Annotated in this window: 22 protein-coding genes and 1 tRNA gene; 8 read left to right on the top strand and 15 right to left on the bottom strand. The window is 74.3% G+C overall.

Translation table 11 applies throughout. The features are described from left to right. Nucleotides 1-49 precede the first annotated feature (49 nt). The gene (locus GA0070609_RS11995; protein ID WP_088997678.1) at nucleotides 50-706 is read left to right on the top strand and encodes a hypothetical protein; all 657 of its coding nucleotides are present in this window, start codon (nucleotides 50-52) and stop codon (nucleotides 704-706) included. Nucleotides 707-712: 6 nt separating this feature from the next. Here the strand turns inward: GA0070609_RS11995 and GA0070609_RS33595 are convergent, their stop codons facing one another. From GA0070609_RS33595 to GA0070609_RS12035, 9 genes are all read right to left on the bottom strand, one after another. Continuing rightward, the gene (locus tag GA0070609_RS33595; protein ID WP_172899328.1) at nucleotides 713-883 is read right to left on the bottom strand and encodes a hypothetical protein; all 171 of its coding nucleotides are present in this window, start codon (nucleotides 881-883) and stop codon (nucleotides 713-715) included. An 83-nt stretch (nucleotides 884-966) separates the two neighbouring features. Continuing rightward, nucleotides 967-1164 carry a hypothetical protein gene (locus tag GA0070609_RS12000; RefSeq protein WP_088993885.1) on the bottom strand — a complete coding sequence of 66 codons (198 nt, stop codon included), beginning with the start codon at nucleotides 1162-1164 and terminating at the stop codon, nucleotides 967-969. 87 nt (nucleotides 1165-1251) lie between these two features. Next, complete coding sequence (gene selB, locus GA0070609_RS12005; RefSeq protein WP_088993886.1) at nucleotides 1252-3015, bottom strand: selenocysteine-specific translation elongation factor; 1764 nt, start codon at nucleotides 3013-3015, stop codon at nucleotides 1252-1254. A 3-nt stretch (nucleotides 3016-3018) separates the two neighbouring features. Further along, a complete protein-coding gene (selA, locus tag GA0070609_RS12010) occupies nucleotides 3019-4326 on the bottom strand; it encodes an L-seryl-tRNA(Sec) selenium transferase (RefSeq protein WP_088993887.1) in 1308 nt (435 codons plus the stop codon). Between the two features lie 17 nt (nucleotides 4327-4343). Continuing rightward, nucleotides 4344-4439: transfer RNA gene (locus GA0070609_RS33135), tRNA-Sec, on the bottom strand. Nucleotides 4440-4484: 45 nt separating this feature from the next. Continuing rightward, nucleotides 4485-5681, bottom strand: a complete 1197-nt coding sequence (gene nrfD / locus GA0070609_RS12015) for an NrfD/PsrC family molybdoenzyme membrane anchor subunit (protein ID WP_231928635.1) — start codon at nucleotides 5679-5681, stop codon at nucleotides 4485-4487. After that, nucleotides 5678-6757 carry a 4Fe-4S dicluster domain-containing protein gene (locus tag GA0070609_RS12020; RefSeq protein ID WP_088993888.1) on the bottom strand — a complete coding sequence of 360 codons (1080 nt, stop codon included), beginning with the start codon at nucleotides 6755-6757 and terminating at the stop codon, nucleotides 5678-5680. The genes nrfD and GA0070609_RS12020 overlap by 4 nt, the downstream gene beginning before the upstream one ends. After that, the gene (fdh, locus tag GA0070609_RS12025) at nucleotides 6754-10062 is read right to left on the bottom strand and encodes a formate dehydrogenase (protein ID WP_197700345.1); all 3309 of its coding nucleotides are present in this window, start codon (nucleotides 10060-10062) and stop codon (nucleotides 6754-6756) included. The genes GA0070609_RS12020 and fdh overlap by 4 nt, the downstream gene beginning before the upstream one ends. A 960-nt stretch (nucleotides 10063-11022) precedes the next feature. Beyond that, nucleotides 11023-11616, bottom strand: coding sequence for a hypothetical protein (locus tag GA0070609_RS12035; RefSeq protein ID WP_088993890.1), 594 nt, complete (start codon nucleotides 11614-11616; stop codon nucleotides 11023-11025). A gap of 1530 nt (nucleotides 11617-13146) precedes the next feature. On the opposite strand from GA0070609_RS12035, the gene GA0070609_RS12040 reads away from it, so the two are divergent. From GA0070609_RS12040 to GA0070609_RS12055, 4 genes are all read left to right on the top strand, one after another. Next, nucleotides 13147-13488, top strand: coding sequence for a YciI family protein (locus GA0070609_RS12040; protein ID WP_088993891.1), 342 nt, complete (start codon nucleotides 13147-13149; stop codon nucleotides 13486-13488). 47 nt (nucleotides 13489-13535) lie between these two features. Next, nucleotides 13536-14765, top strand: a complete 1230-nt coding sequence (locus GA0070609_RS12045) for an RNA polymerase sigma factor (protein ID WP_088997681.1) — start codon at nucleotides 13536-13538, stop codon at nucleotides 14763-14765. Nucleotides 14766-14916: 151 nt separating this feature from the next. Continuing rightward, a complete protein-coding gene (locus tag GA0070609_RS12050) occupies nucleotides 14917-15258 on the top strand; it encodes a hypothetical protein (RefSeq protein WP_088993892.1) in 342 nt (113 codons plus the stop codon). Next, nucleotides 15255-15914 carry a nucleotidyl transferase AbiEii/AbiGii toxin family protein gene (locus GA0070609_RS12055; RefSeq protein ID WP_231928636.1) on the top strand — a complete coding sequence of 220 codons (660 nt, stop codon included), beginning with the start codon at nucleotides 15255-15257 and terminating at the stop codon, nucleotides 15912-15914. The genes GA0070609_RS12050 and GA0070609_RS12055 overlap by 4 nt, the downstream gene beginning before the upstream one ends. A 72-nt stretch (nucleotides 15915-15986) precedes the next feature. Here the strand turns inward: GA0070609_RS12055 and GA0070609_RS12060 are convergent, their stop codons facing one another. Next, nucleotides 15987-16883 (bottom strand): SDR family oxidoreductase, encoded by an 897-nt coding sequence (locus GA0070609_RS12060; RefSeq protein WP_088997683.1) that lies wholly within the window; start codon nucleotides 16881-16883, stop codon nucleotides 15987-15989. A 188-nt stretch (nucleotides 16884-17071) separates the two neighbouring features. On the opposite strand from GA0070609_RS12060, the gene GA0070609_RS12065 reads away from it, so the two are divergent. Beyond that, nucleotides 17072-18862, top strand: coding sequence for a bifunctional metallophosphatase/5'-nucleotidase (locus GA0070609_RS12065; RefSeq protein WP_088993893.1), 1791 nt, complete (start codon nucleotides 17072-17074; stop codon nucleotides 18860-18862). Between the two features lie 54 nt (nucleotides 18863-18916). On the opposite strand, the gene GA0070609_RS12070 is transcribed toward GA0070609_RS12065, so the two are convergent. Beyond that, a complete protein-coding gene (locus GA0070609_RS12070; RefSeq protein ID WP_088993894.1) occupies nucleotides 18917-19105 on the bottom strand; it encodes a hypothetical protein in 189 nt (62 codons plus the stop codon). 170 nt (nucleotides 19106-19275) lie between these two features. Continuing rightward, nucleotides 19276-20430 (bottom strand): geranylgeranyl reductase family protein, encoded by a 1155-nt coding sequence (locus GA0070609_RS12075; protein ID WP_088993895.1) that lies wholly within the window; start codon nucleotides 20428-20430, stop codon nucleotides 19276-19278. 194 nt (nucleotides 20431-20624) lie between these two features. Between GA0070609_RS12075 and GA0070609_RS12080 the strand changes: the two genes are divergently transcribed. Together GA0070609_RS12080 and GA0070609_RS12085 are read left to right on the top strand one after the other, a co-directional pair. After that, nucleotides 20625-20861 carry a hypothetical protein gene (locus tag GA0070609_RS12080; protein ID WP_088993896.1) on the top strand — a complete coding sequence of 79 codons (237 nt, stop codon included), beginning with the start codon at nucleotides 20625-20627 and terminating at the stop codon, nucleotides 20859-20861. After that, a complete protein-coding gene (locus GA0070609_RS12085) occupies nucleotides 20837-22276 on the top strand; it encodes an MFS transporter (protein ID WP_408630663.1) in 1440 nt (479 codons plus the stop codon). Before GA0070609_RS12080 ends, GA0070609_RS12085 begins: the two co-directional genes overlap by 25 nt. 370 nt (nucleotides 22277-22646) lie before the next feature. On the opposite strand, the gene GA0070609_RS12090 is transcribed toward GA0070609_RS12085, so the two are convergent. From GA0070609_RS12090 to GA0070609_RS12100, 3 genes are all read right to left on the bottom strand, one after another. Next, nucleotides 22647-23282: a hypothetical protein gene (locus GA0070609_RS12090; protein ID WP_088993897.1), complete on the bottom strand. Its 636-nt coding sequence runs from the start codon at nucleotides 23280-23282 to the stop codon at nucleotides 22647-22649. A 12-nt stretch (nucleotides 23283-23294) separates the two neighbouring features. Then, complete coding sequence (locus GA0070609_RS12095) at nucleotides 23295-25079, bottom strand: DUF4012 domain-containing protein (RefSeq protein WP_231928638.1); 1785 nt, start codon at nucleotides 25077-25079, stop codon at nucleotides 23295-23297. A gap of 119 nt (nucleotides 25080-25198) precedes the next feature. After that, nucleotides 25199-26422 carry a glycosyltransferase family 4 protein gene (locus tag GA0070609_RS12100; RefSeq protein ID WP_088993899.1) on the bottom strand — a complete coding sequence of 408 codons (1224 nt, stop codon included), beginning with the start codon at nucleotides 26420-26422 and terminating at the stop codon, nucleotides 25199-25201. Nucleotides 26423-26431: the final 9 nt, after the last annotated feature.

The following is a 26431-nucleotide window of genomic DNA, read 5'->3' on the forward strand; positions in this document are numbered from 1 at the left end:
GCAACGCTCGGCCGGGGGTGACCGGCCGCAGACCGGGTACCCCCGGCAGATGGGCGACGACCGGACCGTGGCGCGGGTCCTGCTGGACCGGCGGGGACGCACGTACGCCGAGGAGGCCGGTATCCGGCTGGCCGACCGGCCGGCCCCGCTCTACCAGCTGCTGGTGCTCGCCACGCTGCTGAGCACCCGGATCCGGGCCCAGGTCGCGGTGGCCGCGGCCCGGGAGCTGTTCGCCGCCGGCTACCGCACGCCGCAGGCGATGGAGGCGGCCAGCTGGCAGGACCGGGTGGACGCGCTGGGCCGCGGCCACTACCGCCGCTACGACGAGCGGACCTCGACGATGCTCGGCACCGGGGCCCGGCTCTGCCTGGACCGCTGGCGCGGCGACCTGCGCCGGCTGCACCGGGAGGCCGACGGCGACCCGGCCGGGCTGCGCCGGCGGCTCACCGAGTTCCCCGGCATCGGCCCCACCGGGGCGGACATCTTCCTGCGCGAGGCGCAGACGGTTTGGCCCGACGTGCGCCCGTACGCCGACCGGCGGGCGCTGGCCGGGGCGAAGCGGCTCGGCCTGCCCGCCTCTCCGGACCGGCTGGCCGGGCTGGTCGGCGCGGCCGAGTTCGGCCGGCTCGCCTCGGCGCTGGTCCGGGTCGCGCTCGGTGAGGAATCCGCCGGCGAGGTCAGCCGCACCGCCGCCGGCGCCCGCTGACCGCGCTCACTTCGTCGGCGTGTTCCCCGGCTTGGTGAGGTGCCAGACCAGCAGGGCCGCCAGCAGGGCCAGCACCACGAGGCCGCCGGTGACCCCGCCGCCCTCCTCCGGGCTGCGGCCGGTGGTGCCGAAGTAGATCACCGCGAGCCCGGCGAGCACCGTGAGAAAGGTACGCATTCCTCGGTCCTTCACGTACCGCACGGTACCGGCGGGAACGGGACCGTATCGGGCTTTTCCGGTCCATTCCCCCGATCGGGCGCTCAGTCGACCTCCAGGTCGTCCAGCGAGATCTTGTGCGACATCAGCCAGCGGGCCAGCGCCGACATCCCGAACAGCCACAGCGGCGCCGACTCGGTGGTGCCGTTGGTGGCGAAGACGGCGAACCGCAGGTCGGGCGCCCGGTACGCCTCGATCCGCCACTTGTGTTGCCGGTCCCGCCAGACCGCGGAAGGGTCCATGCCGACACGCTAAGTGACCGGCCCGCCCCGATGGGCCACCTTGCGCCCCGACCGGACGGTCGGCCCCGGCACCCGCGCCAGGCGGCCTCAGCCGCTGGCGGCGACCACGATCCGGGCGTCGTCGGGCAGCCGGCGGGTGGCGCCGCGCCGGTCCAGCAGCTCCAGCAGTGGCACGGCGACCCGCCGGGTGGTGTCCAGCGCGCGCCGGGCGGCGCTGAGCGTGAACGGCTGCGGCAGCCCGGCCAGCACCCGCACCGCCTCGTCGGCGGCGCCGGGCAGCAGCACCACGTTCTCGGCCAGCCGCAGCAGCGCCCCGGCGCGCACCGCGGCGCCGATCTCGCGCGGGCCGAGACCGAGGTCGGCCAGGTCGGCGGCCTCCGGGGCGCGGAACGGGCGGTCGGCGTACTCGGCGCGGATCCGGGCCACGGCGCGGGCCACCGGCTCGGGCAGCGCGTCGGCGGCGGACGCGGTGACCCGCCCGGCGCGCAGCCGCAGCGGCGGCCGGACCAGGGCCTCGACCAGCGCCCGGTCAGGCAGTTCCAGGCGCCGCCGGAGCAGCTCCACCGGCGCGCCCGGCTCCAGCGGATGTTCCCGGCCGTACCGGGTGACCTCCTCGCCGAGGCGGACCGCGAGCTGCCGCCAGTGCTCCGGGTCGGCCAGCCAGTCCCCGGCGACCGGCCGGGCGGTGACCTCGACCCCGGTGCGGACCAGGTCGGTGACCCGGGCCAGCCGGCGGCGGCGCAGTTCACCGGCCAGGTCGGGTCGGCCGTCCAGCCCGGCCAGCACCGCGGCGCGGGCGGCCGCCGCGCCGCGACGGGCCAGCGGCGGGGGCGCCACGTCCAGCACGGTCACCCCGCCCGCGACGTGGTGGCGACCCGGGTCGCGCAGCAGTGCCCGGTCGCCGATCAGCAGCGGCAGCGGGCGGGCCAGCCGCAGCCGGACGGTGTCCGGACCGAGCGGGCGCACCCGGGCCGGCACCGCGGCGGAGCCGACGTGCAGGGTGAGGGCGGCCGGCAGGTCGGCGGCCGGGTCACCGGCGAGCCGCACGTCCAGCAGGTCGGTCAGCCGGAACCGGCCGGGGGTGAGCAGCGCGTCGCCGCGGGCCAGCCGGTCGCGCGGAACGCCGCGCAGGTTCACCGCCACCCGGGCAACCGCGTCGACCCGCGCCGCGGCGACGCCGAGGCGGTGCAGGCCGCGCACCCGCACCGGCTCCCCGGTGGCGGCGAGTTCCAGTTCGTCGTCGACCCGCAGCCGGCCGGCGCCGAGGGTGCCGGTGACCACGGTGCCGCTGCCCCGCACGGTGAAGCAGCGGTCCACCCAGAGCCGCACCGGCGCGTCCGCCGCCGGCGCCGGCAGCCTGGCCGCCAGCCGGTCCAGCGCCGCCCGCAGCTCGGGCAGGCCCGCGCCGGTGACCGCGCTGACCCCCACCGCCTCCACCGCGCCGAGCGAGGTCACGGCGAGCTCCGCCCGGGCCCGGGCCAGCGCCGGCCCCGGATCGGCCAGGTCCACGCGGGTCACCACCAGCAGGCCGTACGACACCCCGAGCGCGTCCAGCGCCGCCAGGTGCTCGGCGGACTGCGGCATCCAGCCCTCGTCGGCGGCCACCACGACCAGCGCGGCGGGCACCGGACCGACCCCGGCGAGCATGTTCGGCACGAACCGTTCGTGCCCGGGCACGTCGACGAACGCGACCGTTCCGCCGGACGGCAGCGTGGTCCAGGCGAACCCGAGGTCGATGGTCATGCCCCGGCGGCGCTCCTCGGCCCACCGGTCTGGTTCCATCCCGGTCAGCGCCCGCACCAGCGTCGACTTGCCGTGGTCCACGTGCCCGGCGGTGGCCACCACCCACATGGCTCAGCCGTCCCCCGGCACCCGCAGCACGGCGGCCCGCACCGCGTCGTCGGCGTCGGCGGGCACGCAGCGCAGGTCCAGCAGCAGCCGGCCGCGCACCACCCGGCCGAGCACCGGCGGGTCGCCGGTGCGCAGCGGCTCGGCGTACCGCTCGGGCAGGCTCAACGCCCACGAGTCCAGCTCCACGCCGGGGGCGCCGCCGCCACCGACCACCGCGGCGGCCGGCACCACCTCGGCCTTGCAGCCGTCGGCGGCGAGCCGGTCGCGCAACCGTTCGGTCCGCTCCCGCAGGGCACCGGCGTCCGCGTGCAGCGCCGCCCGGGTCGGGGTGTCCGGGTCACCCACGGTGGCGGCCAGCGCGGCCAGGGTCAGCTTGTCCACCCGCAGCGCCCGGGCGAGCGGGTGCCGGCGCAGCCGCTCGACCAGGTCGGCGGCGCCGAGCAGCAGCCCGGCCTGCGGGCCGCCGAGCAGCTTGTCGCCGCTGGCGGTGACCAGCGCCGCGCCGGCGCGCAGGGTGCTCGCCGCGTCCGGCTCGTCGGGCAGCAGCGGATCCGGGGCGAGCAGCCCGGAGCCGATGTCGGCCACCACCGGCACGCCCAGGGTGGCCAGGGCGCGCACCGGCACCGCCGAGGTGAAGCCGGTGACCTGGAAGTTCGACGGATGCACCTTCAGCACGAAACCGGTCCGCGGGCCGATCGCGGCGGCGTAGTCGGCCAGCGTGGTGCGGTTGGTGGTGCCCACCTCGCGCAGCCGGGCGCCGGTGCTCTCCAGCAGGTCCGGCAGCCGGAACCCGTCGCCGATCTCCACCAGCTCGCCCCGGCTGACCACGATCTCGCCGCCGGCGGCCAGCGCGGTGGCGGCCAGCACCAGCGCCGCCGCGCCGTTGTTCACCACGTGCACCGCACCGGCGTCCGGCACCGCGGCCGCGAGGGCGTCCAGAGCGTCCCGGCCGCGCCGCGCCCGCCGGCCGGTGCGCAGGTCGAGTTCCACATCGGTGTGTCCGGCGGCGGCGATCACCGCGGCGAGCGCGGCCGGCGACAGCGCGGCCCGGCCCAGGTTGGTGTGCAGCACCACCCCGGTGGCGTTCAGCACCGCCCGGGGTGCCGCCGCGGGCAGCGCGGCGAGCGCGGCGTCGCGTACCTCGTCGGGGCTGAGCTCGCCGCGCCGGGCCCGCTCCTGGGCGCGGCGGACGGCGGCCATGACCCGGTCCCGGCCGAACGTGCCGGTGGCGGCGGCCAGCGCGGGGTCGGCGAGCAGCGCGTCGGTGCGCGGCACCCGCCGCCGCGGATCGGCGCCGCCGTCCCCTGTCACGTCATCTCCCCGCTGCTTGGCGGAGACGGACGGGAATCGAACCCGCCTGGCCCGGGTCCCGGACCACACCGGTTTTGAAGACCGGGAGGGGCACCAGCCGCCTGAACGCCTCCACGGAGCATTTGACCACAGCGGCGGCGGGGCCGCGCGGAGAAGGGTCAGCCCTCCCCCGCGGCCCGGGCCAACCGTTCGCGTTGCGGCACCACCGTGTACTTCGGATCCCTCGCCGAGGCGACGCCGCCGTAGAAGATGCCGAACCGGGTCGCCACCGACGCGGCCAGCAGCGCCGCGCCGGAGAGCGCGGCGACCGTCCGGCTGCGCCCGCCGAGGACCGCGCCGGCCACCCCGGCCGCGGTCAGCGCCCGCCCGGCCCGCAGCAGCCGGCCCGCCCGGCCGATCCGGTACGGCTCGCTGAGCAGCCCGAGCCGGGTCTCCACCCGGTGCGAGCCGTACAGTTCCAGCGCCGCCCCGGCGACCGCCATCCGCCGCGCCGGCCCGGCCTGCTCGGGCGGCGCGGCGAGCAGACCCACCCCGGCGCCGCTGGCCAGGGCGCTGCCCGCGAAGACCACCGGCAGCTCCGGGTACGCCTCGTGCCAGGACGGCACGGCCGTGTCGGCCAGCAGCACCCCGGTGTACGTGGCCAGCGCCGGTGCGGTCGCCGCGGCGGCCAGGCCGGCGGCGTGCCCCACCGGTGGCAGCACCCGCCGGACCAGCCCGGGCAGACCGTTCCCGGGCAGCCAGGGCGCGGCCTCGGCGACCGCCGCCACGCCGGCGGCCGGCCCGAACGCGGCGAGGATCCAGGTGCCCACCGACATCGGCGAGGTCGGCTTGGCCACCCGCAGCATGTGGTGGAACCGGGCCGGCCGGCCCAGGTCATGGATCAGGAAGCCGGTGCTGGCGCCGACCGCAGCCAGCGCGGCGACCCGCCCGGCCCGACGCAGCGCCGGCCGGCCGGTCAGCTGACCGCCCGCGGCCAGCAGCGACGAACCGGCCGCCAGACCGCCGGTGAACAGGTACGCCGCGATGTCCCACTTCCACACCGGGGGCTTCAGCACCGGCCGGCCGTAGTAGGAGGTGAACTCGGCCTCCGGGACGGTGAGGTCCTCGCCGCCGCGCCGGCGCCGCCCGCCCCGGCGCCGCTCGGTCGGGGCGGCCGGGGTCGCCGGGGACGGCGCCAGGCCCGCCGCGGCAGCCTCCGCGTCGCTGCGCGCCGCACCGGCCCCGGTGCCGGTGGACCGCCCACCCGCCCCCGCCGGATCACCCGACCCGCCGGGACCGGTTGCCGCCGGCCCGGCGTCAGCGGCCAGGCGGTCACGGAAACGGCGGAACCGGTCACCGACCGGGCGGTCACTCACGACGAACCTCCGACGAACGCGGCGACGGCGGCCGCCGCCATGGCCAACGCGGCCAGGCCGGCCCGCTTCCACATCTTCGGCAGGTCCCGGGTGGTCACCACCGGGTCCGGCGGCAGCCCGTACACCTCGGGCTCGTCCAGCAGCAGGAAGAAGGCACCGTCGCCGCCGACCCCGTCGGTCGGGTCGTGCCCGTACAGCCGCGCCTCCGGCACGCCCCGCGCGTGCAGGGTGGCCACCCGGGCGGCGGCCCGCTCGCGCAGTTCCTCCAGCTCGCCGTACTGGATGGACTCGGTCGGGCAGGCCTGCGCGCAGGCCGGGGTCATCCCGGCGCCGATCCGGTCGTAGCAGAGCGTGCACTTCCACGCCCGGCCGTCACCCTTGCGCTGGTCGATGACCCCGTACGGGCAGGCCGAGATGCAGTAGCCGCAGCCGTTGCAGATGTCCTCCTGCACCACCACCGTGCCGAACTCGGTGCGGAACAGCGACCCGGTCGGGCAGACGTCCAGGCAGGCCGCGTGGGTGCAGTGCTTGCAGACGTCGGACATCATCAGCCAGCGGAAGTCGGTGCGCCCCTCGGCGCTGCCGGTCCGCCCCGGCGGCCCGTCCCCGGGCATGCCGAGGAACTGCGTCCCGGACGCCGTCGCCGCGACCCCCGCCGCCGGACCGCCGGCCATCCGGGCCGCGGCCTCCGGCGAGCCGGGCGGCACCCCCGGGTCGGTGCCGGTGGGGTTGCCGGTGCCCGCGGCCACCGCCGCCGACGAGGCGCTCACCGAACCGCCGGTCGGGTTGCCGGCGAACGGGGGCGTCCGGTGACCGGCCGGGCGGGCCTGCTCGACGAAGGCGACGTGCCGCCACGAGTTGGCGGTCAGCGCGCCGGTGTTGTCGTACGACATGCCCAGCAGGTCCAGCCCGGAGCCGGGCACGTCGTTCCACTCCTTGCAGGCCACCTCGCACGCCTTGCAGCCGATGCAGACGCTGGTGTCGGTGAAGAAGCCCATCCGCGGCGGCGCGCCGGACCAGCCCGCGTCCGGCGCCGGGTCCAGCGGGCCGTAGAAACTGTTCGGGCCGGGGCTCATCGCGGCCCGCCCCCGTCCGGGCGGGGCTGGGCGGCGGGGCGCGCGCCGGGGGTGACGACCGGCGGGTGCGGACCGGGGTCGGCGCCCGGTTCCAGGCCGGCCCGGCGCCGGTAGTCGGCCACCAGGTCCAGCAGCGCCGGCCCGGCGGGCCGCCGGCCCGGTCGTACGTCGCAGGTACCGATCTTGCTCTCCTGGATCAGCACGTTCGGGTCGAGGGTGATCCCGAACAAATCGTTGGCCGAGTCGCCGGTGACCAGCCCCTCACCGCCGAAGTGGTACGGCAGCCACACCTGGTGGATGGTCCGGCCGTCCACCCGCAGCGGGCTGAGCCGGTCGGTGACCAGCACCTTCGCCTCGATCACCGCCCGCCCGCTGACCAGGTGCGCCCAGCCCAGGTGGGCCAGCCCCACCTCGCCGGCCAACTCCGGGGACACCTCGACGAACATCTCCGGCTGCAACTCGGCCAGCGGCCGGACAGTGCGGCTCATCCCGCCCGCGGTGTGGTGCTCGGTGAGCCGGCTGACCGTGAACACGTACGGGAACACCTGACTGTGCTCGGCCGGCGGGCTGGGGTTCACCGAGTTCACCGGGTGCGCGTACACCTTGCGGGTCGGGTTGGCCTGCTGCCGGTAGAGCGGGTTGCGCACCGGCGACTCGGCCGGCTCGTAGTGCGTCGGCAGCGGGCCGTCGATCAGCCCGCGCGGCACGTACAGCCAGCCCTTGCCGTCGCTCTGCATGACGAACGCGTCGTCACCGGCGATCCCGGCCGGGCCGGACGTGCCCTCCGGCGGCCGGTACGTCGGCGGTTTGGTCTTCTCGAAGTCCGGCACGTCGTAGCCGGTCCACTCGCCGGCGTCGGCGTCCCACCAGACGTACTTCTTCCGCTCGCTCCACGGCCGCCCCTGTGGGTCGGCGGAGGCGCGGTTGTAGAGGGTGCGCCGGTTGGCCGGCCACGCCCAGCCCCACTCGCCGGCCACCCAGTTCTGCTCGTGCCCGGGCTTGCGGCGGGCCGCCTGGTTGACGCCGTCGGCGTACACGCCGGTGTAGATCCAGCAGCCCACGGCGGTGGAACCGTCGTCGCGCGCCTCGGTGAACGACGACAACGGGCGGCGGGTCGCCACCTCGTACCCGTTGATCTCGCGCAGCACCGCCTCGGCGCTCGGCTCGGCCAACGGACCGTCCGTGGGATAGTCCCAGGCCAGATCGAGCAGGGCCCGGTCGCGGGGGTGCGGGGAGCCGGCCAGCTTCTCCCGCAGCTTGCGCCCCAGGTGGTAGAAGAACCACAGCTCGGAACGGCAGTCGCCCGGCGGGTCGAGCGCCTTCTCCCGCCACTGCAGCAGCCGCTGGGTCTGGGTGAAGGTGCCCTCCTTCTCCACGTGCGACGCGGCGGGCAGGAAGAACACCTCGGTGCGGCACTCCTGCGGGACGATCTCGCCGGTGGCCACCTCGGGGCTGTTCCGCCAGAACGTGGCACTTTCGATCATGAACAGGTCGCGGACCACCAGCCAGTCCAGGTTCGCCATGCCGAGCCGCTGCGCCCGGCCGTGCGCCGAGCCGACCGCCGGGTTCTGGCCGAGCAGGAAGTAGCCCTTCACCTTGCCGTCGATCATGTTCAGTACCTGCTGGTAGGTGCCGTGGTCGCCGGTCATCCGGGGCAGGTAGCCGTAGCAGAAGTCGTTCTCCGGCGTCGCCGCGTCCCCCCAGTACGCCTTGAGCAGGCTGGCGCCGTAGGCCCGCGCGTTGCCCCAGAACCCCTTCTGGCCGGGGTGCCGGATGCTGTCCACCCACTGGTCGAAGGTCGGGTGGTCGGCGTGGTGCGGCATCGGCAGGTAGCCGGGCAGGAGGTTGAACAGCGTCGGGATGTCGGTGGAGCCCTGGATGCTGGCGTGCCCGCGCAGCGCCAGCACCCCACCACCGGGCCGGCCCACGTTGCCCAGCAGCAGCTGGATGATCGCGCCGGTGCGGATGTACTGCACGCCGACGCTGTGCTGGGTCCAACCGACCGAGTAGATCAGCACGCCGGTGCGCTCCCGGCCGGAGTTCTCCGTCCAGGCCCGCGCCAGCTCGAGGAACTTCTCCCGCGGTACGCCGCAAACCCGCTCCACCATCTCCGGGGTGTAGCGGGCGAAGTGCCGCTTGAGGATCTGGTAGACGCAGCGCGGGTGCTGCAACGTCTCGTCCCGCTGGTTGCGGCCCGAGATCGGCGCGCCGTGCGACTCGTGCCGCAACCCGGCCGCGCTGTCCCGCTCCCTGTCGGTCTCCTCCGCCGCCGTCCCGGCCCGGGTCTCCTGGCCCGCGTACTGCCAGCTGGTCCGCTGGTACGTGCCGGTGTCCGGGTCGTAGCCGGAGAAGAACCCGTCCCCGTCCTCGGCGTCGACGAAGTCCTCGCTGACGATCGTCGCGGCGTTGGTGTACGCCAGTACGTACTCCCGGAAGTCCAGCTCGTTGCTCAGGATGTAGTTCACCACCCCGCCGAGCAGGGCGATGTCCGAGCCGGCCCGGATCGGCAGGTACGTGTCGGCGAGCGCGCTGGTCCGGGTGAACCGCGGATCGACGTGGAAGACCTTGGCGCCGCGCCGCTTGGCCTCCATCACCCACTGGAAGCCCACCGGGTGGGCCTCGGCCATGTTCGAGCCCTGGATGACGATGACGTCAGCGTTCGCCACGTCCTGCTGGAAGTCCGTCGCGCCGCCGCGACCGAAGCTGGTCCCCAGACCGGGGACGGTGGCGGAGTGTCAAATCCGGGCCTGGTTCTCGATCTGGAGCGCCCCCATCGCGGTGAACAGCTTCTTGATGAGGTAGTTCTCCTCGTTGTCCAGCGTCGCCCCGCCCAGGCTGGAGATGCCCAGGGTGCGGTTCAGCGGCCGGCCCTCGCTGTCCACGTCCTCCCAGGTCTGCTCACGCGCGGCGAGCACCCGGTCGGCGATCATGTCGAGCGCGACGTCGAGGTCCAGGTCCTCCCACTCCGTGGCGTACGGCCGGCGGTAGCGGACCTTCGTCTGCCGCAGCGGGCTGGTCACCAGGCTCTTGCTGGCCGCACCCTTCGGGCAGAGCCGGCCACGGGAGATGGGGCTGTCCGGGTCGCCCTCGATCTGGCTGACCCGGTTGTCCTTGACGTACACCCGCTGCCCGCAGCCCACCGCACAGTAGGGGCAGACCGAGCGGGCCACGCTGTCGGCGGTCTCGGTACGCGCGGTCAACTCCGCCGAACGCGTCGACTGCGCCGCGGCGCCCCGGCCCAGCGGGTCGGTGCCGGTGAGCTGCCGGTAGACCGGCCAACCCTGGATGAAGGTACGGATGCCCACCACGCCACCCCCCTTCGCCCCCGACGCCGACCCCTCGAACATAGGCCAGCCGACGCCCGTTCGCGACCGCTCTGACCGATCTTCACGTCCCGGAGACAGCGCCGCCCCCGCGGCCTTGTGGGCTGCGGGGGCGGCGCTGGGGTGTCGGTGTGCAGGTCGCCTCTCGGCGAGTGGCGCGACGCGGCTCCAGCCGGACGGTATTCCGCGAAGGCTATAGAGGTGAGGCCCGGGGACACTGAGTCACACCGACACTGGTCTCAACCGGGTAGTGGGTCGGGTTGTTCCCGCTTGCTGGACTGGTTTCGTGCCGGGTGGCGGTCGGCCGCCCGCGCCCCTTGGCTGCACGGCATCGTCCGTCGGCCGGGCCTTCGGGCGCCGATGTTGCGGTGGTCGGGGCTGTGGCCTGGTGCGTCGGGGGCGCGGTTGGGGGTGTGGCCTGGTGCGTTGGGGACAAGGTTGGGGGTGTGGCCCGCCGTGCCCGGCTCCGGGCGGTCAGGCTTGATCCCTGCGCCGGGCACAGCGGGCCACACCCCTGTCCCGGTCGAGCCTTGACCGCCGGTCACGGTCGTGGGTCGCGCCTCGAGCTGTCCGCGTGGGTGCGGGGCTGCTGGCAGAGATCTTGGGCAGTTCCGGTTCGCGGCTGACGGTAACTGTCCAAGATCTCTGCCAGGCCGCCGGTGTCAGCGCGCGCCGCTGCCGCCGCCGTTCCGGGGTCGGCGGGGATCGGTTCGGTTCCGCGGAGTGCCGGCACCCGGTGGCAGGTGCCGGTCGGCCTGCTGCGAAGACGCCGCTGGCCAGCGCCCGCGATCGGGGGCCGGCCCGAGTCCGGGTATGCCGCAGGGCCGGCACCCGTGGTGGGTGCTGGCCCTGCGGTCGGTGGATGTGCTGCTGGCCGACACCCAATGGGTGTCGGCCAGCAGTCCCCCTATGCGGAAAGTCAGTCCTGCGTGTGTTGGGTTGTCAGTTGTTCCAGTGCTCGGCGACGAGGTCGGCGGCCTGCTGCTCCCACTGGGCGTAGTGGAACGGGTAAGCCGACACCTGCACCGTCTGGGCGGCCTTGGTCAGCGGCATGTCCTGCCAACCGTCGACCTGCTTGAGGCCCTTCAGGAACGCCTTGGTCGAGTACTCGGGGTCGGTGATCTGCTCGACCGTGCCCCAACCGCTGGACGGGCGCTGCTGGAACAGGCCCTGCGAGTCATGGTCGTTGCGCTCACCCAGGTGACCCAGGTTCTCCAGCTTCGACTCCTGCAGCGCGGTCGCGATCGCCACCACCGCCGCGCGCTCGTCCATGTCGGACTTCTTCGTCGCCGCGATGATCGCCTTCACGTTCTCCACCTGCTCACCGTCGAGCTCGATGCGCGACTGCTCACCCTGCACACCATGCGGGATCAGCTTCGCCTTGTCGACACCCGGCTTGTCAGCCTGCACCACGGCAACCGGCTTCACGGCCTCGACCGACGCGGCCTCGGCGTTCGTGGCGGGGCCGGCGAAGATGCCACCGGCGAAAGCCAGACCAGCAATACCCAGAACGCTCTTACGCATGATCGTGTTCATCACAAAGCTCCTTCGGGGATGACGCCACCAGCCCAAGGGGGACGGGCACAGCAGCGCAAGCACCATCAGGCGCTCAAAAGACTCGGGGCACATTCACGGGGCGGGGGATGCCCTGGTGCCAGATGCCCGGCCGAACCTGCGGGGCGGGGGTGCCCTGCGCGGTGCCGGACTGTGTGTAACGACCGCCAGCCCACCATCATTCCGGGGACCCGGACCCACACTGGCTCGGCCGGTGGGGACCGGTACTGCGATCGCCGGGGGATGCAACGACCGCCAGCACCCCATCATTCCGGGGCCACGACCCTCATCCGGCGGATGCCGGCGGGACCGTTGCTGCGATCGCCGGGAGATGTAACGACCGGCCGCCCGCCACCATTCCGCCAGGCCCACGGGCCGGCCGGGCCGGCGGCGTGCCCTTGCTCGATCGTCCGCATGATGTAACGCCCCCGACCCGGCCCCGATTCCGCCACCCGGATGCCGCCGGTCACACCCACAAACCGACAAACACCCCACCCAACGGGTCGAACCACCAGCCCGGCCGACGGGCCGGACGGGGTGATCGACTCCGTGTCGCTGATATGGGGCCATCCCGGACGGGTCGATACCGCCACATCGGCGAAACGACGACAGGGCCCACACGCCCACGAAGCCTGACGCGCGGAATGTCCGGATCGTCCGCTGAAGTTCCATCCCAACCGGTCGGGATCCCATCGGGCGCCCTCGTGCCGGTGGGTTCACGGAGGAACGAGCGTGATACCTCAGCGGCATATTGATGACTCAGAGGTATCAACCTCTCGGACAACGTAGCCCCCGCCGACACGCCCGAACCGACCAGCCAGCCGCCGAACCACGCCGGACGGGACGAGCGAACCGGCCCCGGCACCGGCGGCACGAACGGACCCGGACCACGAAAGAGCGCACTGAGCGGACCTGCCCCCGACGAGGGTTCGCCCGCCGCGACCAGCCGGGCGGACTGAACCACGACAAGGCCCGCCGCGACCAGCCGAGCGGACCCGGACCACGACGACGATGGGCCGCCCACCGTGACCGCACGCGCGGAGCTGGACCACGACAACGTCGGCCCACCGGACCGCACCGCCGGCCCGGACGCGCATCCGGTCGCTGTCAGCGGCGGACGGAGCTGGACCACGGCGAGGGTGTGGCCCGCCGTGACCGGCGCAGGGATCAAGCCTGACCGCCCGGAGCCGGTCAGGGCGGGCCACACCCCAACCGCAACCACCCACCCACCAGCAACCGGCCGGACGAACCGCAACCCACCTACCACCGGGCCCACCACGCGCCGACAAACCACACGACGCAGCCACCTGAGGCGACCGGCCCAGGGAAACCGCCGGCATCGACCGCGACAGACGCCCCGCACCCCGGCAACGGCCGCGACCGGCCCAGCCGAACACCCCGCCCAGGAAGATCGGAGAAAAACTTGTCCGGACCCGGTCGATTTCCCGGGGACCCGATCGTCGTCATCCTGTACGGCACGGGGCCGCACGACGAGACACCGAGGAGTCGGACATGAAGTACATGCTGCTTATCCAGGCCGGAGCCACCGACGGCGCCGACCAGTGCACGTTCGAGGACTGGGTGATGTACGACAAGACGATCCAGGAGGCGGGCGTCGTCGTCTCCGGGCACTCGCTGAAGGACCTGACCACCGCCACCACCGTGCGGGTCGGCCCGAACGGCGAACGGACCGTCACCGACGGGCCGTACGCGGAGACCCGCGAGGTGCTCGGCGGCTACTACGTGATCGACGTGCCGAACCTCGACGTCGCCCTGGATTGGGCCGCACGCTGCCCCGGGGCGCGTGGCGGCGGGTCGGTCGTGGTGCGGCCGGTCGCCGAGTTCGACCTGTGACCGCGGCGGACGAGCGGAACGTCGGCGTCGGGGCGTCCGTCGAGTTGATGTTCCGCGAGGAACGCGGCCGCCTGCTCGCCTCCCTCGTCCGCCGGTTCGGCGACCTCGACCTGGCCGAGGAGGTCACCTCCGAGGCCATCGAGGCGGCTCTGGTGCACTGGCCGGTCGACGGCGTACCGGCCAGGCCCGGGGCCTGGTTGCTGACCACCGCCCGCCGCCGGGCGGTGGACCGGCTGCGCCGCGATCGGGCGTACGCGGCGCGGCTGGCGATCCTGCAGGTGGAGGCGGAACGGGCCGACCCGGCCCCGCCGGCGGACGCGGACGCGGACCTGCCCGACGAGCGGCTGCAACTCTTCTTCACCTGCGCCCACCCGGCGCTGCCCGCCGAGGACCGCACCGCGCTGACCCTGCGGTGCCTCGCCGGCCTGACCACGCCCGAGGTCGCGCGGGCCTTCCTGGTGCCGCCGGCGACGATGGCGCAGCGGATCGTCCGGGCGAAACGGAAGATCCGGGAGGCCCGGATCCCGTTCCGGGTGCCCGGCCCGGACGAGCTGCCCGACCGGTTGCCCGGCGTGCTCCAGGTGATCTACTCGATCTTCACCGAGGGCTACGCGGCCAGCTCGGGGACTCGGTTGCAGCGGCTCGACCTCGCCGAGGAGGCGATCCGGCTGGCCCGGATCCTGCGCCGGCTGCTGCCCGCCGAGCGGGAGGTGGCCGGGCTGCTCGCGTTGATGCTGCTCGTGCACGCCCGGCGCGACGCCCGCACCGGCCCGGACGGCGAGCTGGTCCTCCTCGCCGACCAGGACCGCGGCCGGTGGGACCAGGAGATGATCGACGAGGGGCAGGCCCTGGTGCCGGTGGCGCTGACCGGAGGCCCGCCCGGCCCGTACGGGGTGCAGGCCGCGATCGCCGCGCTGCACGACGAGGCCGCCGACGTGGCGAGCACCGACTGGCCGCAGATCGTGGCGCTCTACGACGTGCTGCTCGCCGTCGCGCCGTCCCCGGTCGTCGCGCTGAACCGGGCGGTGGCGGTGGCCATGCGGGACGGGCCGGCGACCGGCCTGGCGCTGCTCGACGGGCTGGCCGACGAGCCGCGGCTGCGCGGGTACCACCCCTACCCGGCCGCCCGCGGCGACCTGCTGCGCCAGCTCGGCCGGTACGCCGAGGCGGCGGCGGCCTACCGGGCGGCGCTCGACCTGGCCGGCACCGAGCCGGAGCGGGCGCACCTCCGGCGTAACCTGCGCGCGGCGGAGGGCCACGACCCGGACCGAGCATGACCGGCCCGCACGACCAGGCACGGTCCCGCCGATCGGGCAGGAGGGTCACCACCGGACCATCCGGACCAACGGTGAGGGCCTGCACGACGCGATTGCGCAGGGGGCGCACGCGTACGCGCGTCCCGGCGGCCGGGGGCGTTACCCTGACAGCATGCCGGCCACTGCCACCACCACCTCCCGCGCGGTCCACCTGGCCCGCCCGGGGCGTCCCGCGGTGGTGGCGCGCACCCTGGCCGAGCTCACCGGCCCCACCCGGGGCGTGGTGGAGCTGCCGGTGCGGCTGATGTGGTGCCCGGACCGGCGGTTCGACCTCGGCGACCCCGACCAGCTGCTCTGGATGTACGAGAACGTGCTGCGCGAGACCACCCGCACGGAGGATCTCCGCCGGCTGATCAACGGCCGGACGCTGCGCCGGGTGTGGCGGCTGCTCAACCTGCCGCGCGGCGTCCGCGCCGCCTGGGAGGACCGGCACCGGGGCCTGCGGGCGGCGTGAGCGGCGCCCACCCCCACGAGTTCTACCGCGAGGTGGCCCGGGTGGCCCTGTCGGCCGCCGGGCGGTACCGGTTCGTGCTCGGCGGCGGGGTGGCCTGGGCCGCGCACGGGCTGGTCACCCGCCCCACCGAGGACGTCGACCTCTTCGCCGACGTGGAGGGCGCGGCCGCGGCCGCCGCGGCCGCGGTGCGCGACGCGCTGCGCCAGGCCGGTTTCCAGGTCGACGACGCCGACCCGGACAGCGACCTGGCCGAGCTGTTCGACGGCTTCGACCGGGACCTGCGGGACTTCGTGGTGAGCCGGGGCGACCGGCAGCTCCGGCTCAGCCTGGCCCGGCTCGACCGGCACCGCAGCCCGGTGGTGATGGACCTGGGCCCGGTGATGGACCTGCGCGACCTGGTGGCCAGCAAGACCGCGGCCCTGGTCAACCGCCGGGAGGTACGCGACTACATCGACGTCGCCGCGGCCCGGGCGCACTACCCGGTGACCGAGCTGCTGGCCCTGGCCCACCAGTTCGACCCGGCGCTGGACCCAGAGGACGTCCGCGCGGCCGGCCGGTACCTCGACCGGCTGCCGGACCGCAGGTTCGCCCGCTACGGCCTCGACCCGGCCGAGGTGGCCCGGGTCCGTGACCGACTCGCCGACTGGCCGCGCTGACCGCCCGCCGCGGGACGCCCGCCGCGGGACGCCCGCCGCGGGACGCTTGCGCGCCGCACGGCGGGCGGCGCGTCACTTCGTCGGCCGGCCGCCGGTCACGCCGAGCACCTCGCCGGTGACGTAGCTGGATTCCTGGCTGGCGAAGAAGACGTACGCCGGCGCCAGCTCGGCCGGCTGACCCGGACGCCCCTCGGGGGTGTCCTGGCCGAACTGCTCGACCTTCTGCTCCGGCATGGTGGCCGGGATGAGCGGGGTCCAGATCGGACCGGGAGCCACCGCGTTGGCCCGGACCCCCCGCTCGGCCAACTCCTGGGCGAGCGCCTTGGTGAAGTTCACGATGCCGGCCTTGGTGGTGGCGTAGTCCAGCAGTTGCGGCGACGGGTCGAACGCCTGGATCGACGACGTGTTGATGATCGCCGACCCCTCGGAGAGGTGCGGCAGCGCCGCCTTGCAGAGCCAGAACATCGCGTACAGGTTGGTCTTGAGCACCCGGTCGAACTGCTCGCTGCTGATCCCGGCGATCCCCTTCTCCTGGGCCATCTGGTAGGCCGCGTTGTTCACCAGGATGTCCAGGCCACCCAGGTCGCGTACTGCCCGGTCGACGAGTTCCTGGCAGTGCCGCTCGTCAGTGATGTCGCCGCGCACCGCGACGCCCGTGCGGCCGGCCTCCTCCACCCACCGGATGGTCTCCCGGGCGTCGGCGTCCTCGGACAGGTAGGAGATGAGCACGTCGGCGCCCTCCCGGGCGAACGCGATCGCCACCGCCCGGCCGATCCCGGAGTCACCGCCGGTGATCAGTGCCCGCTTGCCGGCGAGCTTGCCGGTGCCCCGGTACGACTCCTCGCCGTGGTCCGGCTCCGGCGTCATCCGTGCCGTCGAGCCCGGTGGCGCCTGCTGCTGCCCCGGCTGGCCGGACTGCTGGCCGTACTGGGTGGTCGGGTCCTGCTGGGTGTACTGGTCCTCACTCACCGACGTCTCCTCGCGCACCTGTCGATCGGTCCCCGACAGCCCTACCCCGGCGCGGCGGGCGGAAACGGCGGCCGCGGCCGCGGTGGTGACGGTGGGGCGGCGCGGGGTGCTGTGGCAGGTGGGGCAGCCGGCCGTTATGGTGCGCTCGGCGCCCACGAGGCGACTCCATCCCCATGGAAGGGCATCGCATGACCTCTCCCTCCGGCCCGTCACGCCGCACGGTGCTCGCCGCCGCGGCCGCGGCGGCCTCCGCCCCGCTGATCGCCGCCGGCCCCGCCCAGGCGGCCGGAGCGGCCCGGCCGCGGAGCTGGGACCTCACCCTGCTCGGCACGTCGGACACCCACGGGAACGTCTACAACTGGGACTACTACTCCGACGCGGAGTACGACGACAGCCGGCACAACGACATCGGCGTCGCGAAGCTGGCGACCCTGATCAACCAGATCCGGGCCGAGCGGCGCGGCAAGGCCACGCTCGTGCTGGACGCCGGCGACACCATCCAGGGCACTCCCCTGGCCACCTTCTACGCCAAGCAGGAGCCGATCACCAGCACCGGTGAGAAGCACCCGATGGCGCGGGCGATGAACATCATCGACTACGACGCCGTCACGCTCGGCAACCACGAGTTCAACTACGGCCTGCCGCTGCTCGACCTGTGGATCCGCCAGCTCGGCTTCCCGGCGCTGGCCGCCAACGCCATCAACGTCGCCACCGGCAAGCCGGCCTTCCTGCCGTACGTCATCAAGAAGGTCTCCCTCGGCTTCGCCGCACCGACCCTGCGGGTCGGCATCCTCGGCCTGACCAACCCCGGCGTGGCCATCTGGGACAAGGGCAACGTCGAGGGGCGGCTGCGCTTCGACGACATGATCGCCACCGCCGCGAAGTGGGTGCCGGTCATGCGGGCCCACGGCGCCGACATCGTCCTGATCTCCGCGCACGGCGGCGACAGCGGCACCTCCAGCTACGGTCCGGAGCTGCCGATCGAGAACCCGACCGCGCTGATCGCCGAGCAGGTGCCCGGCATCGACGCGATCCTCTTCGGCCACGCCCACGCCGAGGTCGCCGAGCGGTTCGTGACCAACGCGCAGACCGGCGAGCAGGTGCTGCTCTCCGAGCCGTCGAAGTGGGGCCAGCGGCTCACCCGGATGGACTTCGAGCTGACCCGCGAGCGCGGCCGGTGGAAGATCACCAAGAAGGCCGCGGCGCTGCTCAACACCAACACCGTGGTCGAGGACCCGAAGGTCCTCGCCGCCGTGCGGGCCCAGCACCAGAAGACCGTGGCGTACGTCAACCAGGTGGTGGCCCGCTCCACCGTGGAGCTGTCGGCCGCGGAGTCCCGGTACAGGGACACCCCGATCCTGGACTTCATCAACCACACGCAGACCGAGGTGGTCACCGCGGCCCTGGCCGGCACCTCGTACGCGAGCCTGCCGGTGCTGTCGATCGCGGCGCCGTTCAGCCGCACCGCGGTCTTCCCGGCCGGGGACGTCAAGATCCGCGACGTCGCCGGGCTCTACGTCTACGACAACACCCTCGAGGCGGTGGTGCTCAGCGGCGCCGAGGTGCGGGCCTACCTGGAGTACTCGGCGAAGTACTTCCGCACGCTCGCCCCGGGTGCGCCGGTGGGCCCGGAGACGATCAGCGACCCGGCGGTGCCGGACTACAACTACGACGTCATCTCCGGCCTGGACTACGACATCGACATCCCCCGGCCGGTCGGTCAGCGGATCACCCGGCTGGTGCTGCCCGGCACCGACACGCCGGTGGCCGACAACGCGCAGTTCGTGGTGGCGGTGAACAACTACCGGCGCAGCGGTGGCGGCAACTTCCCCGGCATCGTCAAGACCCAGGTCTACAACGCGCAGCAGGAGATCCGCCAGCTGCTCATCGACTGGGCGCAGGCCCGGGGCACGATCGACCCGGCGGACTTCTTCCAGCCGAACTGGCGGCTGGTCCGCGAGGGCGTCCCGGTCTTCTGACCCGTACCACCCGACGGGCCGTGGGCGGCGACGCCCGCGGCCCGTCGGCGCGTCTCAGCCGTGCCGCAGGTCCCAGCGCTCCGGGTCGTCGTGCGGCTCCGGGCGGTCCCGGCGGGGCTCGGTCTCGGTCAGCTCGACCCGCTCCTCGGGGCGCGCCGCGCGGGGCAGCTCGCCGAACCGGACGTGCCGCAGGAACGCGTACTCCTCGTCGGTGAACGACGGATCGGTGCGGTCGTCGGTCATGCGCCCTCCCCCTTTTCGCCGCCATTCTCCGCCGGTGGCGTCTCCCCTGGCCAGCCTCCGGTGCTGCGGTCCGTCGTGCCGGTCACGTCCCGTAAGGCATCCTAGGATCCTGGGTGGACGAAACGGGGCGGCGGGCGGCGGCCACCCCTGGTCTCGCTCGTCGCCGCTGACTATCCGGGCAGCTCGGCCGCCGCTCGCCGGGGCGCGGGCAGCCGGTCCAGCAACGCCAGGGCCGCCCGGACCGGTGGCCGGGACAGCGTCTCGTCGAAGCTCGCCCGCCCCTGGCAGAACCGCACGAACATCCGCCAGCCCGGCGGGGTGGCCAGCAGCGCGTGGAAGACGTCCGGCCGGCGGGAGAAGACGTCCAGCAGCCGGTGCCCCGCCCGCATCGACGGCACCAGCCGCGCGGCGACCGCGCGCTCGTAGCCGGCCGGGTCGCCGGCCGCGACCGCCGCGCCGGCCATCTCGCCGGAGCGCAGCGCGTAGCTGATCCCCTCCCGGCTCCACGGCTCCAGCAGCCCGGCGGCGTCGCCGACGACCAGCACCCGGCCCCGCCGCAACGGCGAGTTCTCGGTCCGGCAGCGGGTCAGGTGCCCGGAGTCGTGCTCCGGCGGCACGTCCGTCAACCCCAACCGGCCCACGAACCGGCGCAGGTACTCCCGGGTCCGCTCCCCCTCGCCGCGCCCGGCGATCACCCCGACGGTGAGCCGGTCGCCCTTCGGGAACACCCAGGCGTACGACCCGGCGAGCGGACCCCAGTCCAGCAGCACCCGGCCCCGCCAGCGGGCCTGCTCCTCCGGCGGCACCGGCAGCTCCACCTCCAGCCCCAGGTCGACCTGCCGGTAGTCGACCCCGACGTGCCGGGCCGTCACCCCGGACGAGCCGTCGGCGCCGATCACCGTACGGGCGTGCACGGTGTCGCCGTCGGCCAGCCGCAGGCGTACGCCGTCGGGGTCCTGCTCCACGGCGCGGACCGCGACCCGCTGGCGGATCTCGGCGCCGGCGTCGACCGCGGCGGCGCGCAACCGGTCGTCGAACTCCTCCCGGCGGACCATGGTCACCAAGGGCCCGCCGTGGCGTCGGGTGAACCCGCGCCGCCCGTCCCGGGTGAAGGTGACCCGGTCGACCCGGTCGTGGGCGGGCACCTCGATCCGGCCCGTCACGGCCGCGAGTGAGGTGCCGATCAGCCCGCCCCCGCAGGTCTTGTACCGCGGGTGCACGGCCCGTTCCACGACGACGGTGCGGACGCCGGCACGGGCGGCGACGTACGCGGCGGAGAGCCCGGCCGGCCCACCGCCCACCACAGCCAGATCCCAGACGATCACGGGTGCAGCCTAGGGCACCCGGTCACCGGTCACGCTGGCGACGCGACCCGGCCCGCCCCGCCTTCGCGCCCGCGGCGGGCACCCCGACGGAGGCACCGGCACCGCCCGATCGGGTGGGCATCTTCGGTCAGGCAGGGGGTAACCGCGCAGCGCAGACCGTCCGCGCGGAGGGCGGGAGAACCGAAGGAGGAGCCATGCGGCAGGTACAACTGTCGGAGGTCGAGGAACGGGTGTACGAGGCGGTGACCGCGCTCGAGGCGCGCGGGCAGGTGCCCTACCCGGACATGATCGCCGAGGAGTGCGGCCTGACCGAGGAGCAGTTGCACGCCCCCCTGCACATGCTCACCGAGAAGAACCTGCTGCACCGGGAGGATTCACCGATGGCCGGCCTGGACTTCGGGCCCCGATTCTGCGCCCGCCAGATGGCGTGACGCGACGGCGGCCGGCGCCGGACGACCGGCGGCGCTGGCAGGCCCTCGGGGTCGGGCTGGTCGCCGCCTTCATGACGCTGCTCGACGTGAGCATCGTCAACGTCGCCGTGCCGTCGATGGACCGCGCGCTGCGGGCCTCCCCCAGCGACCTGCAGTGGGTTCTCTCCGGCTACGCGCTGACCTTCGGGCTGGCCCTGGTGCCCGCCGGGCGGTTCGGCGACGCCCGCGGCCGGCGCAACGCCTTCGTCGCCGGCATCACCCTGTTCACGCTGACCAGCGCGCTGGCCGGGCTGGCCGCCTCCCCGGGCTGGCTGGTCGCCGCGCGACTGCTCCAGGGAGCCGCCGCCGGAGTGGTCAACCCCCAGGTCACCGGCCTGATCCAGGAACTCTTCCAGGGCCCGGAACGGGCCCGCCCGTTCGGGCTGCTCGGCGCCACCATCGGCATCTCCACCGCGATCGGCCCGCTGCTCGGCGGCCTGCTGATCGCCCTCGGCGGCGAGGAACACGGCTGGCGGTGGGTCTTCTTCGTCAACGTGCCGGTCGGGATCGTCGCGGTGGTCCTCGGCTGGCGGCTGCTGCCCAGCCGCCCCCAGGGCCCGGTCGACAACCGACGCCTCGACCCGGTCGGCGTCCTGCTGCTCGGGCTCGGCGTGGTCCTGCTGCTGCTGCCGCTGGTGCAGCAACAGCAGTGGCGCGGAGCTGAGAAGTGGCTGCTCGTCCCCGCCGGGCTGGTCGCGCTGGTCGCCTTCGGACTCTGGGAGCGCCGGTACGCGCGCCAGCGGCAACCGCTGTTCGACCTACGGCTGTTCGCCGTCCGGTCGTACACCCTGGGTTCGCTGATCGCGTTGGTCTACTTCGGCGGGTTCACCGCGATCTTCTTCATCTTCACCCTCTACCTGCAGAACGGGCTCGGCTACAGCGCCCTCGTCGCCGGCCTGGCCATCACCCCGTTCGCGCTGGGCTCGGCCGCCGCGTCCGCGCTCGGCGGTCGGATCGTCAACCGGTACGGGCGCCCGCTGGTCGCCACCGGCCTGGTCACCGTGGTCGTCGGCCTGGTCGGCGTGGTCGCGATCCTCGATCTGGATCCCGGGCACACCGCCGTACCATGGCTGACCGCCGGACCGCTGCTGGTCGCCGGCCTCGGCAGCGGGCTGGTGATCGCGCCCAACCAGACCCTGACCCTCTCCGAGGTGCCGGTACCGCAGGCGGGCAGCGGTGCGGGCATGCTGCAGACCGGCCAGCGCATCGGGACGGCCGCCGGCATCGCCGCCGTCGGCTCGGTCTTCTTCGCGTCGCTGACGGCGAGCGACGGAGACTGGTCGGTGGCCTTCCGGCACTCGCTGCTGCTGGCCACCGGGATCATCGCGCTGGCCCTGGTCGCCGCCGTCACCGACATCAGTCGCAGCCGACGCTGACCGCGGATGATCGACACCGGGTCGCCGATATGGGGCTGTCCCGGCCGGGTCGATACCGCCATTCCAACGAAACGGCGCGGGCCCCCTACGGCGTAAGCGGGTGGCGGGGTCGCCCAGGAACGAGTCCGTCGTCACGAGCGGACCTGGACCACGGCGAGGGTGTGGCCCGCCGTGACCGGCGCAGGGATCGAGCCTGACCGTCCGGAGCCGGTCACGGCGGGCCACACCCCACCGCAACCACCCACCCACCGCGAGCGGACGGCCCACCCCAACCGCTCAGACCGGACGCACAACAGGGCTGGCGCCCGTCGGAGAGTTCCGACGGACGCCAGCCCGAGGTGCCTCCGGGCCCTGCCCGGCGCCGAACCAATCAGCTCGCACCCGTGCCGAGGCGGTGGCGGCGACGCCAGGCCAGGGTCATGAGCAGCAGCACCGCGCCGGCGCCCACCAGGCCGCCGCCGAGCTTCATCGGCGTGCCCAGGCTGTCACCGGTGACCGGCAGCGGCTGCTGGTCACCCCGCCGGGGCAGCACCCGGACCTCGGTGGAGGCCGAGCGGCCGGACTCGTCGCCGGTCGCCGTGAAGGTCAACAGACCCGTGATCGACGGCTTGTACGGCTCGGTGAACCGACCCCGCGAGTTGGTGTTCGCGTAGAAGGTCAGCGGGGCGGCGGCCTGGAAGGCCACCGGGGCCATCGCGACCGTGCTGCCGTCGCTGCGCCGAGCCTGGCCGGGGGCCGGGGCGGCGAGCGGGGCGACGCTGACCACGATGGTCACCCGCTCGTTGGGGCCGAAGTTCCGGCCGGTGAGGACGACGGTCTCACCGAGGGTGATGGTGGTGCGGTTGACGGTGAGTGTCGCCGCGCCCTGGCCCGGTGGGTAGGGCGGTGGTTGGGGCGTCTCCGTCAGCGTGGGCGCCGGCTGCGGCTGCGCCGCCCCCGCTGCGGTCGGCACGGCCACCACGGCCAGACCGACCGTGAGCGCCATGATGATGCGGGAAAGCCGCATGATGGTTCCCTCCTACTGGTCACAGCTTGGTGCGGTAATAATTTGGGTGGTCCAGGGGGTGGCGGTGGGCGTGAGCCACAGCTCGGCCGTTCCTGCGCCGGTCTTCGCCGTCAGCACGGAGACCTCCAAGGTGCGGGAGGCTCCCGGTCCGACGTCCACGTTGGCCGTCGCCACCTGCCGTCGCCGTTCGGTACCGGAGCCGAGCGCCACCTCGGCTCCGTCGAGACGGGCGTCCAGCACCGACCCGCCGGCCGGGCTGTACACCGAGACGAAGGTCCGGACGGTGTACGGGTCGCCCGCCAGGCCGAGGCCGAGGACCGACTTGGCGAGGCCGGTCTTCGGCGCCGTCGAGCGCAGGGTGACGCGCAGCCGGAGTTGGCGGCGGCCGTCGGGCCGGCATTCGCCGACCGTCAGGTCCGCCGACGGGCGCAGGTAGTAGCCGAGCTTCGCGCCGCTGCCGTCGTTGAGGAACACGCCGACGGTCGGCACGGTGTCCTGCTCGGGAAGCGTCCCGGCCATCCGGCTGTCGCCGAACGTCCGCTGCTCCTCCGGGCGGGCACTCCAGAACAATATCCGGCGTTCTCGGACAGCACGGTCGAATACGGACAATAACACCTTTGGGTTGACATTCTTCTTAAGGAAGGTGTCGAAGACCGCGGCGGCCGCCGCGGTGAAGTACTCGTCCTGCTGTCGGGTGTCGAGACGCTGGTAACTGTCGCTGAGCAGGGTCCGCACCACGGTCTCGCTGTCCAGCGGGGCATGCCCGGGCACCAGCACCGGCCCGGTCGCATTCAGCAGGTACGACAGCATCACCGGGTCGACCGCCAGCACGCCGTCGACCGTGATGCCGGTCTGCCGGCGGACCATCTGCCGGTAGAGGTTGGCGGCGGTCGGGAAGTGCGGGGTCAGGTTGACGTCGGCCGGGTAGATGCCGGGCAGGTCGCCCCAGAGGCGGCGTACCTCGGCGGGGGTCTTGAGCGGCGGGGTGAAACGACCCAACGCGGCGCTGGTTCCCTGCCGCCCCATCCGCACCCGACCGTCGTCGGCGTGCAGCACGGCGTACGCGCCGAACATCCCGCCGGTGGCCCGCAGCTCCGCGTTGTTCTGCGAGACCAGCAGGTAGCGGCGCGGCCCGTCGACACCGAGCAGCGGCGGCAGCAGCCGGGCGGCCTGGTCCGCCGCGGCGGTCAGGTCGGCCAGCCGGTCGATCTCGCCGCGCAACGCGGTGAGCGCCTGGCGGATCTGGCTGACCAGGTCGTCAACGGGCACCCTGGCGAGGCTGGTCCGGGTGTCGCCGACCGTCCGGTGCACCGCGGCGAGTTCGGTGGAGAGGGTGCGCAACCGGGCCACGTCCAACCGGCCCTCGCTGGGCACGAGCCCGGCGAGGTCGGTGCGGAGCAGGCTCGGGAACGCCTGTCGGGCCAGGTCGTCGATCGCGATCGAGATCTGGCGTACGGCGGCCAGGTCGTCGCCCGCGAACGGCGCGCGCCGGCCGACCCACCAGCCGGGGTCGGCGGTCGCCGCCCGCGCGGCCCCGGACTGTTCCTGCAGTGCGGCGAGGGTGCGCTGGGCCCGGGCGGTGTCCCCACCGACGACCTGGGCGCTGAGCTCCCGGGCCAGCCCGGCGGCGTTGACCAGGTGGGCGCGGGCCTGCCAGCCCCGGAATCCCACCCAGCCGGCGGAGACCAGCAGCAGCGAGCCGACCACCAGCGCACTGAGCAGGGCGCGACGCAGCCGGGCCCGCCGGCGCCGCCGGGACCGACTGCGCCGGCGGCGCGGCCTTTCGCTCTCCGTCACACCACTCTCCATTTCCGAAACCGGACAGAAGGGCACGTTTTCTCTGACGTTCTTAGCACGTAACGAGCCTTCTGGGTCGGAAATGACGGTCTGACCGGTATGCGAATATCGCTCGTCGGTCAGCGAGCGCCGGAGCGGGCCGCCACGACCTCGTGGAGCAGCCCCTCGATCCGGTCCACCCCGGCGGTCAGCGACATCTCCCGCAGGTACGCCTCGCGGCCCCGCCGGCCCATGTCGACCCGGGCGGGCGGCGGGATGGTGGCGGCCAGCCAGAACCGGTCCGCCAGCGCGGCCCAGTCCTCGGGCGGGCAGGAGAGGCCGGCCCGGGCCCGCTCGACCAGCTCGGCGGTGTCGCCGCCGGCGGACGCGACGACGGGCGCCGCGCAGGAGAAGGCGGCCTGGAGCTTGCCCGGCACGGTGCCGCGCAACTCGGGCAGGTCACGGAGCATGACCAGCTGGTAGTCGGCGGCCGCGTACAGGTCCGGCATGTCCAACGGGGACCGGCGTTCGACGAAGCGCACGTTGTCGGCCCGCAGCTCGGCGGCGAGCCCCCGCACCCGCCGCTCCTGTGCGCCCGACCCCACCAGGATCAGGTCCATCGTGCCGTCCAGCGCGGCCGCCGCCCGGACCGCTGTCTCCAGGCCCTGCCGGTTTCCGATGGTCCCGGCGTGCATCACCACGCAGCGGCCGTCCCGGCGGACCAGCCGCTGGGCGGCGGGGCTCGGCCGGGCGGGATGGAAGATCCGTTCGTCGGTCCAGTTGAGCACCACCCGGACCCGGGCCGGGTCCGCGCCGGCGGCCACCACCGGGGCACGCAGCGACGGCGCGGCCACCGCGATCGCGTCGGCGGCCCGGTACGTCCGGGCCATCGCCGCACTGATCCGCGCCGTCCAGCCGCCGGCGTCGGCCCCGCCGGGTTCGTCCCGGGCGCAGACGTCCGGCACGTGCAGGACGGTCGGCACCCGGCCGAGCAGCCGCAGCAGCCCGGCCGCGGCGAACGCGGTGGCCGGCGGCTGGTGGACGTAGAGCGCGTCCACGTCGGCGAGGAACCGGCGGCCGGCCAGCACCGCGCTGCCGGCGAAGGAGAGGTAGCTGGCCATCCGCGCGCGCACCGAGGCGTCCCCACCCGCGTACCGGGGCACCCGGCGGACGGTGAGCCGCTCGCTGCGCGTCTCGTGCTGCCAGCGCTGGCGCCACCCCGGATAGACGTGCCCGCCCGGATAGTCCGGGAAGCCGGTGAGCACCCGCACCTCGTGCCCCCGGGCGGCGAGTTCCTCGGCGAGGCTGCCCGGGATGAACGCCGGCTCCGGCGGGAAGTGGTACGACAGCACGCCGATCCTCACCGGGTCACC

Source organism: Micromonospora echinaurantiaca, from assembly GCF_900090235.1.
GTDB classification, from domain to species: Bacteria; Actinomycetota; Actinomycetes; order Mycobacteriales; family Micromonosporaceae; genus Micromonospora; species Micromonospora echinaurantiaca.

Bases quoted from the DNA above. Each gene is read 5' to 3' on its own strand.
- GA0070609_RS12090 (WP_088993897.1), bottom strand. From the start codon at position 23,282: ATGCGGCTTTCCCGCATCATCATGGCGCTCACGGTCGGTCTGGCCGTG.
- GA0070609_RS12045 (WP_088997681.1), top strand. From the start codon at position 13,536: ATGTTCCGCGAGGAACGCGGCCGCCTGCTCGCCTCCCTCGTCCGCCGG.
- GA0070609_RS12050 (WP_088993892.1), top strand. From the start codon at position 14,917: ATGCCGGCCACTGCCACCACCACCTCCCGCGCGGTCCACCTGGCCCGC.
- GA0070609_RS12020 (WP_088993888.1), bottom strand. From the start codon at position 6,757: ATGAGCCCCGGCCCGAACAGTTTCTACGGCCCGCTGGACCCGGCGCCG.
- GA0070609_RS12035 (WP_088993890.1), bottom strand. From the start codon at position 11,616: ATGAACACGATCATGCGTAAGAGCGTTCTGGGTATTGCTGGTCTGGCT.
- GA0070609_RS11995 (WP_088997678.1), top strand. From the start codon at position 50: ATGGGCGACGACCGGACCGTGGCGCGGGTCCTGCTGGACCGGCGGGGA.
- GA0070609_RS12040 (WP_088993891.1), top strand. From the start codon at position 13,147: ATGAAGTACATGCTGCTTATCCAGGCCGGAGCCACCGACGGCGCCGAC.
- GA0070609_RS33595 (WP_172899328.1), bottom strand. From the start codon at position 883: ATGCGTACCTTTCTCACGGTGCTCGCCGGGCTCGCGGTGATCTACTTC.
- GA0070609_RS12000 (WP_088993885.1), bottom strand. From the start codon at position 1,164: ATGGACCCTTCCGCGGTCTGGCGGGACCGGCAACACAAGTGGCGGATC.
- GA0070609_RS12065 (WP_088993893.1), top strand. From the start codon at position 17,072: ATGACCTCTCCCTCCGGCCCGTCACGCCGCACGGTGCTCGCCGCCGCG.
- selB (WP_088993886.1), bottom strand. From the start codon at position 3,015: ATGTGGGTGGTGGCCACCGCCGGGCACGTGGACCACGGCAAGTCGACG.
- GA0070609_RS12080 (WP_088993896.1), top strand. From the start codon at position 20,625: ATGCGGCAGGTACAACTGTCGGAGGTCGAGGAACGGGTGTACGAGGCG.
- GA0070609_RS12070 (WP_088993894.1), bottom strand. From the start codon at position 19,105: ATGACCGACGACCGCACCGATCCGTCGTTCACCGACGAGGAGTACGCG.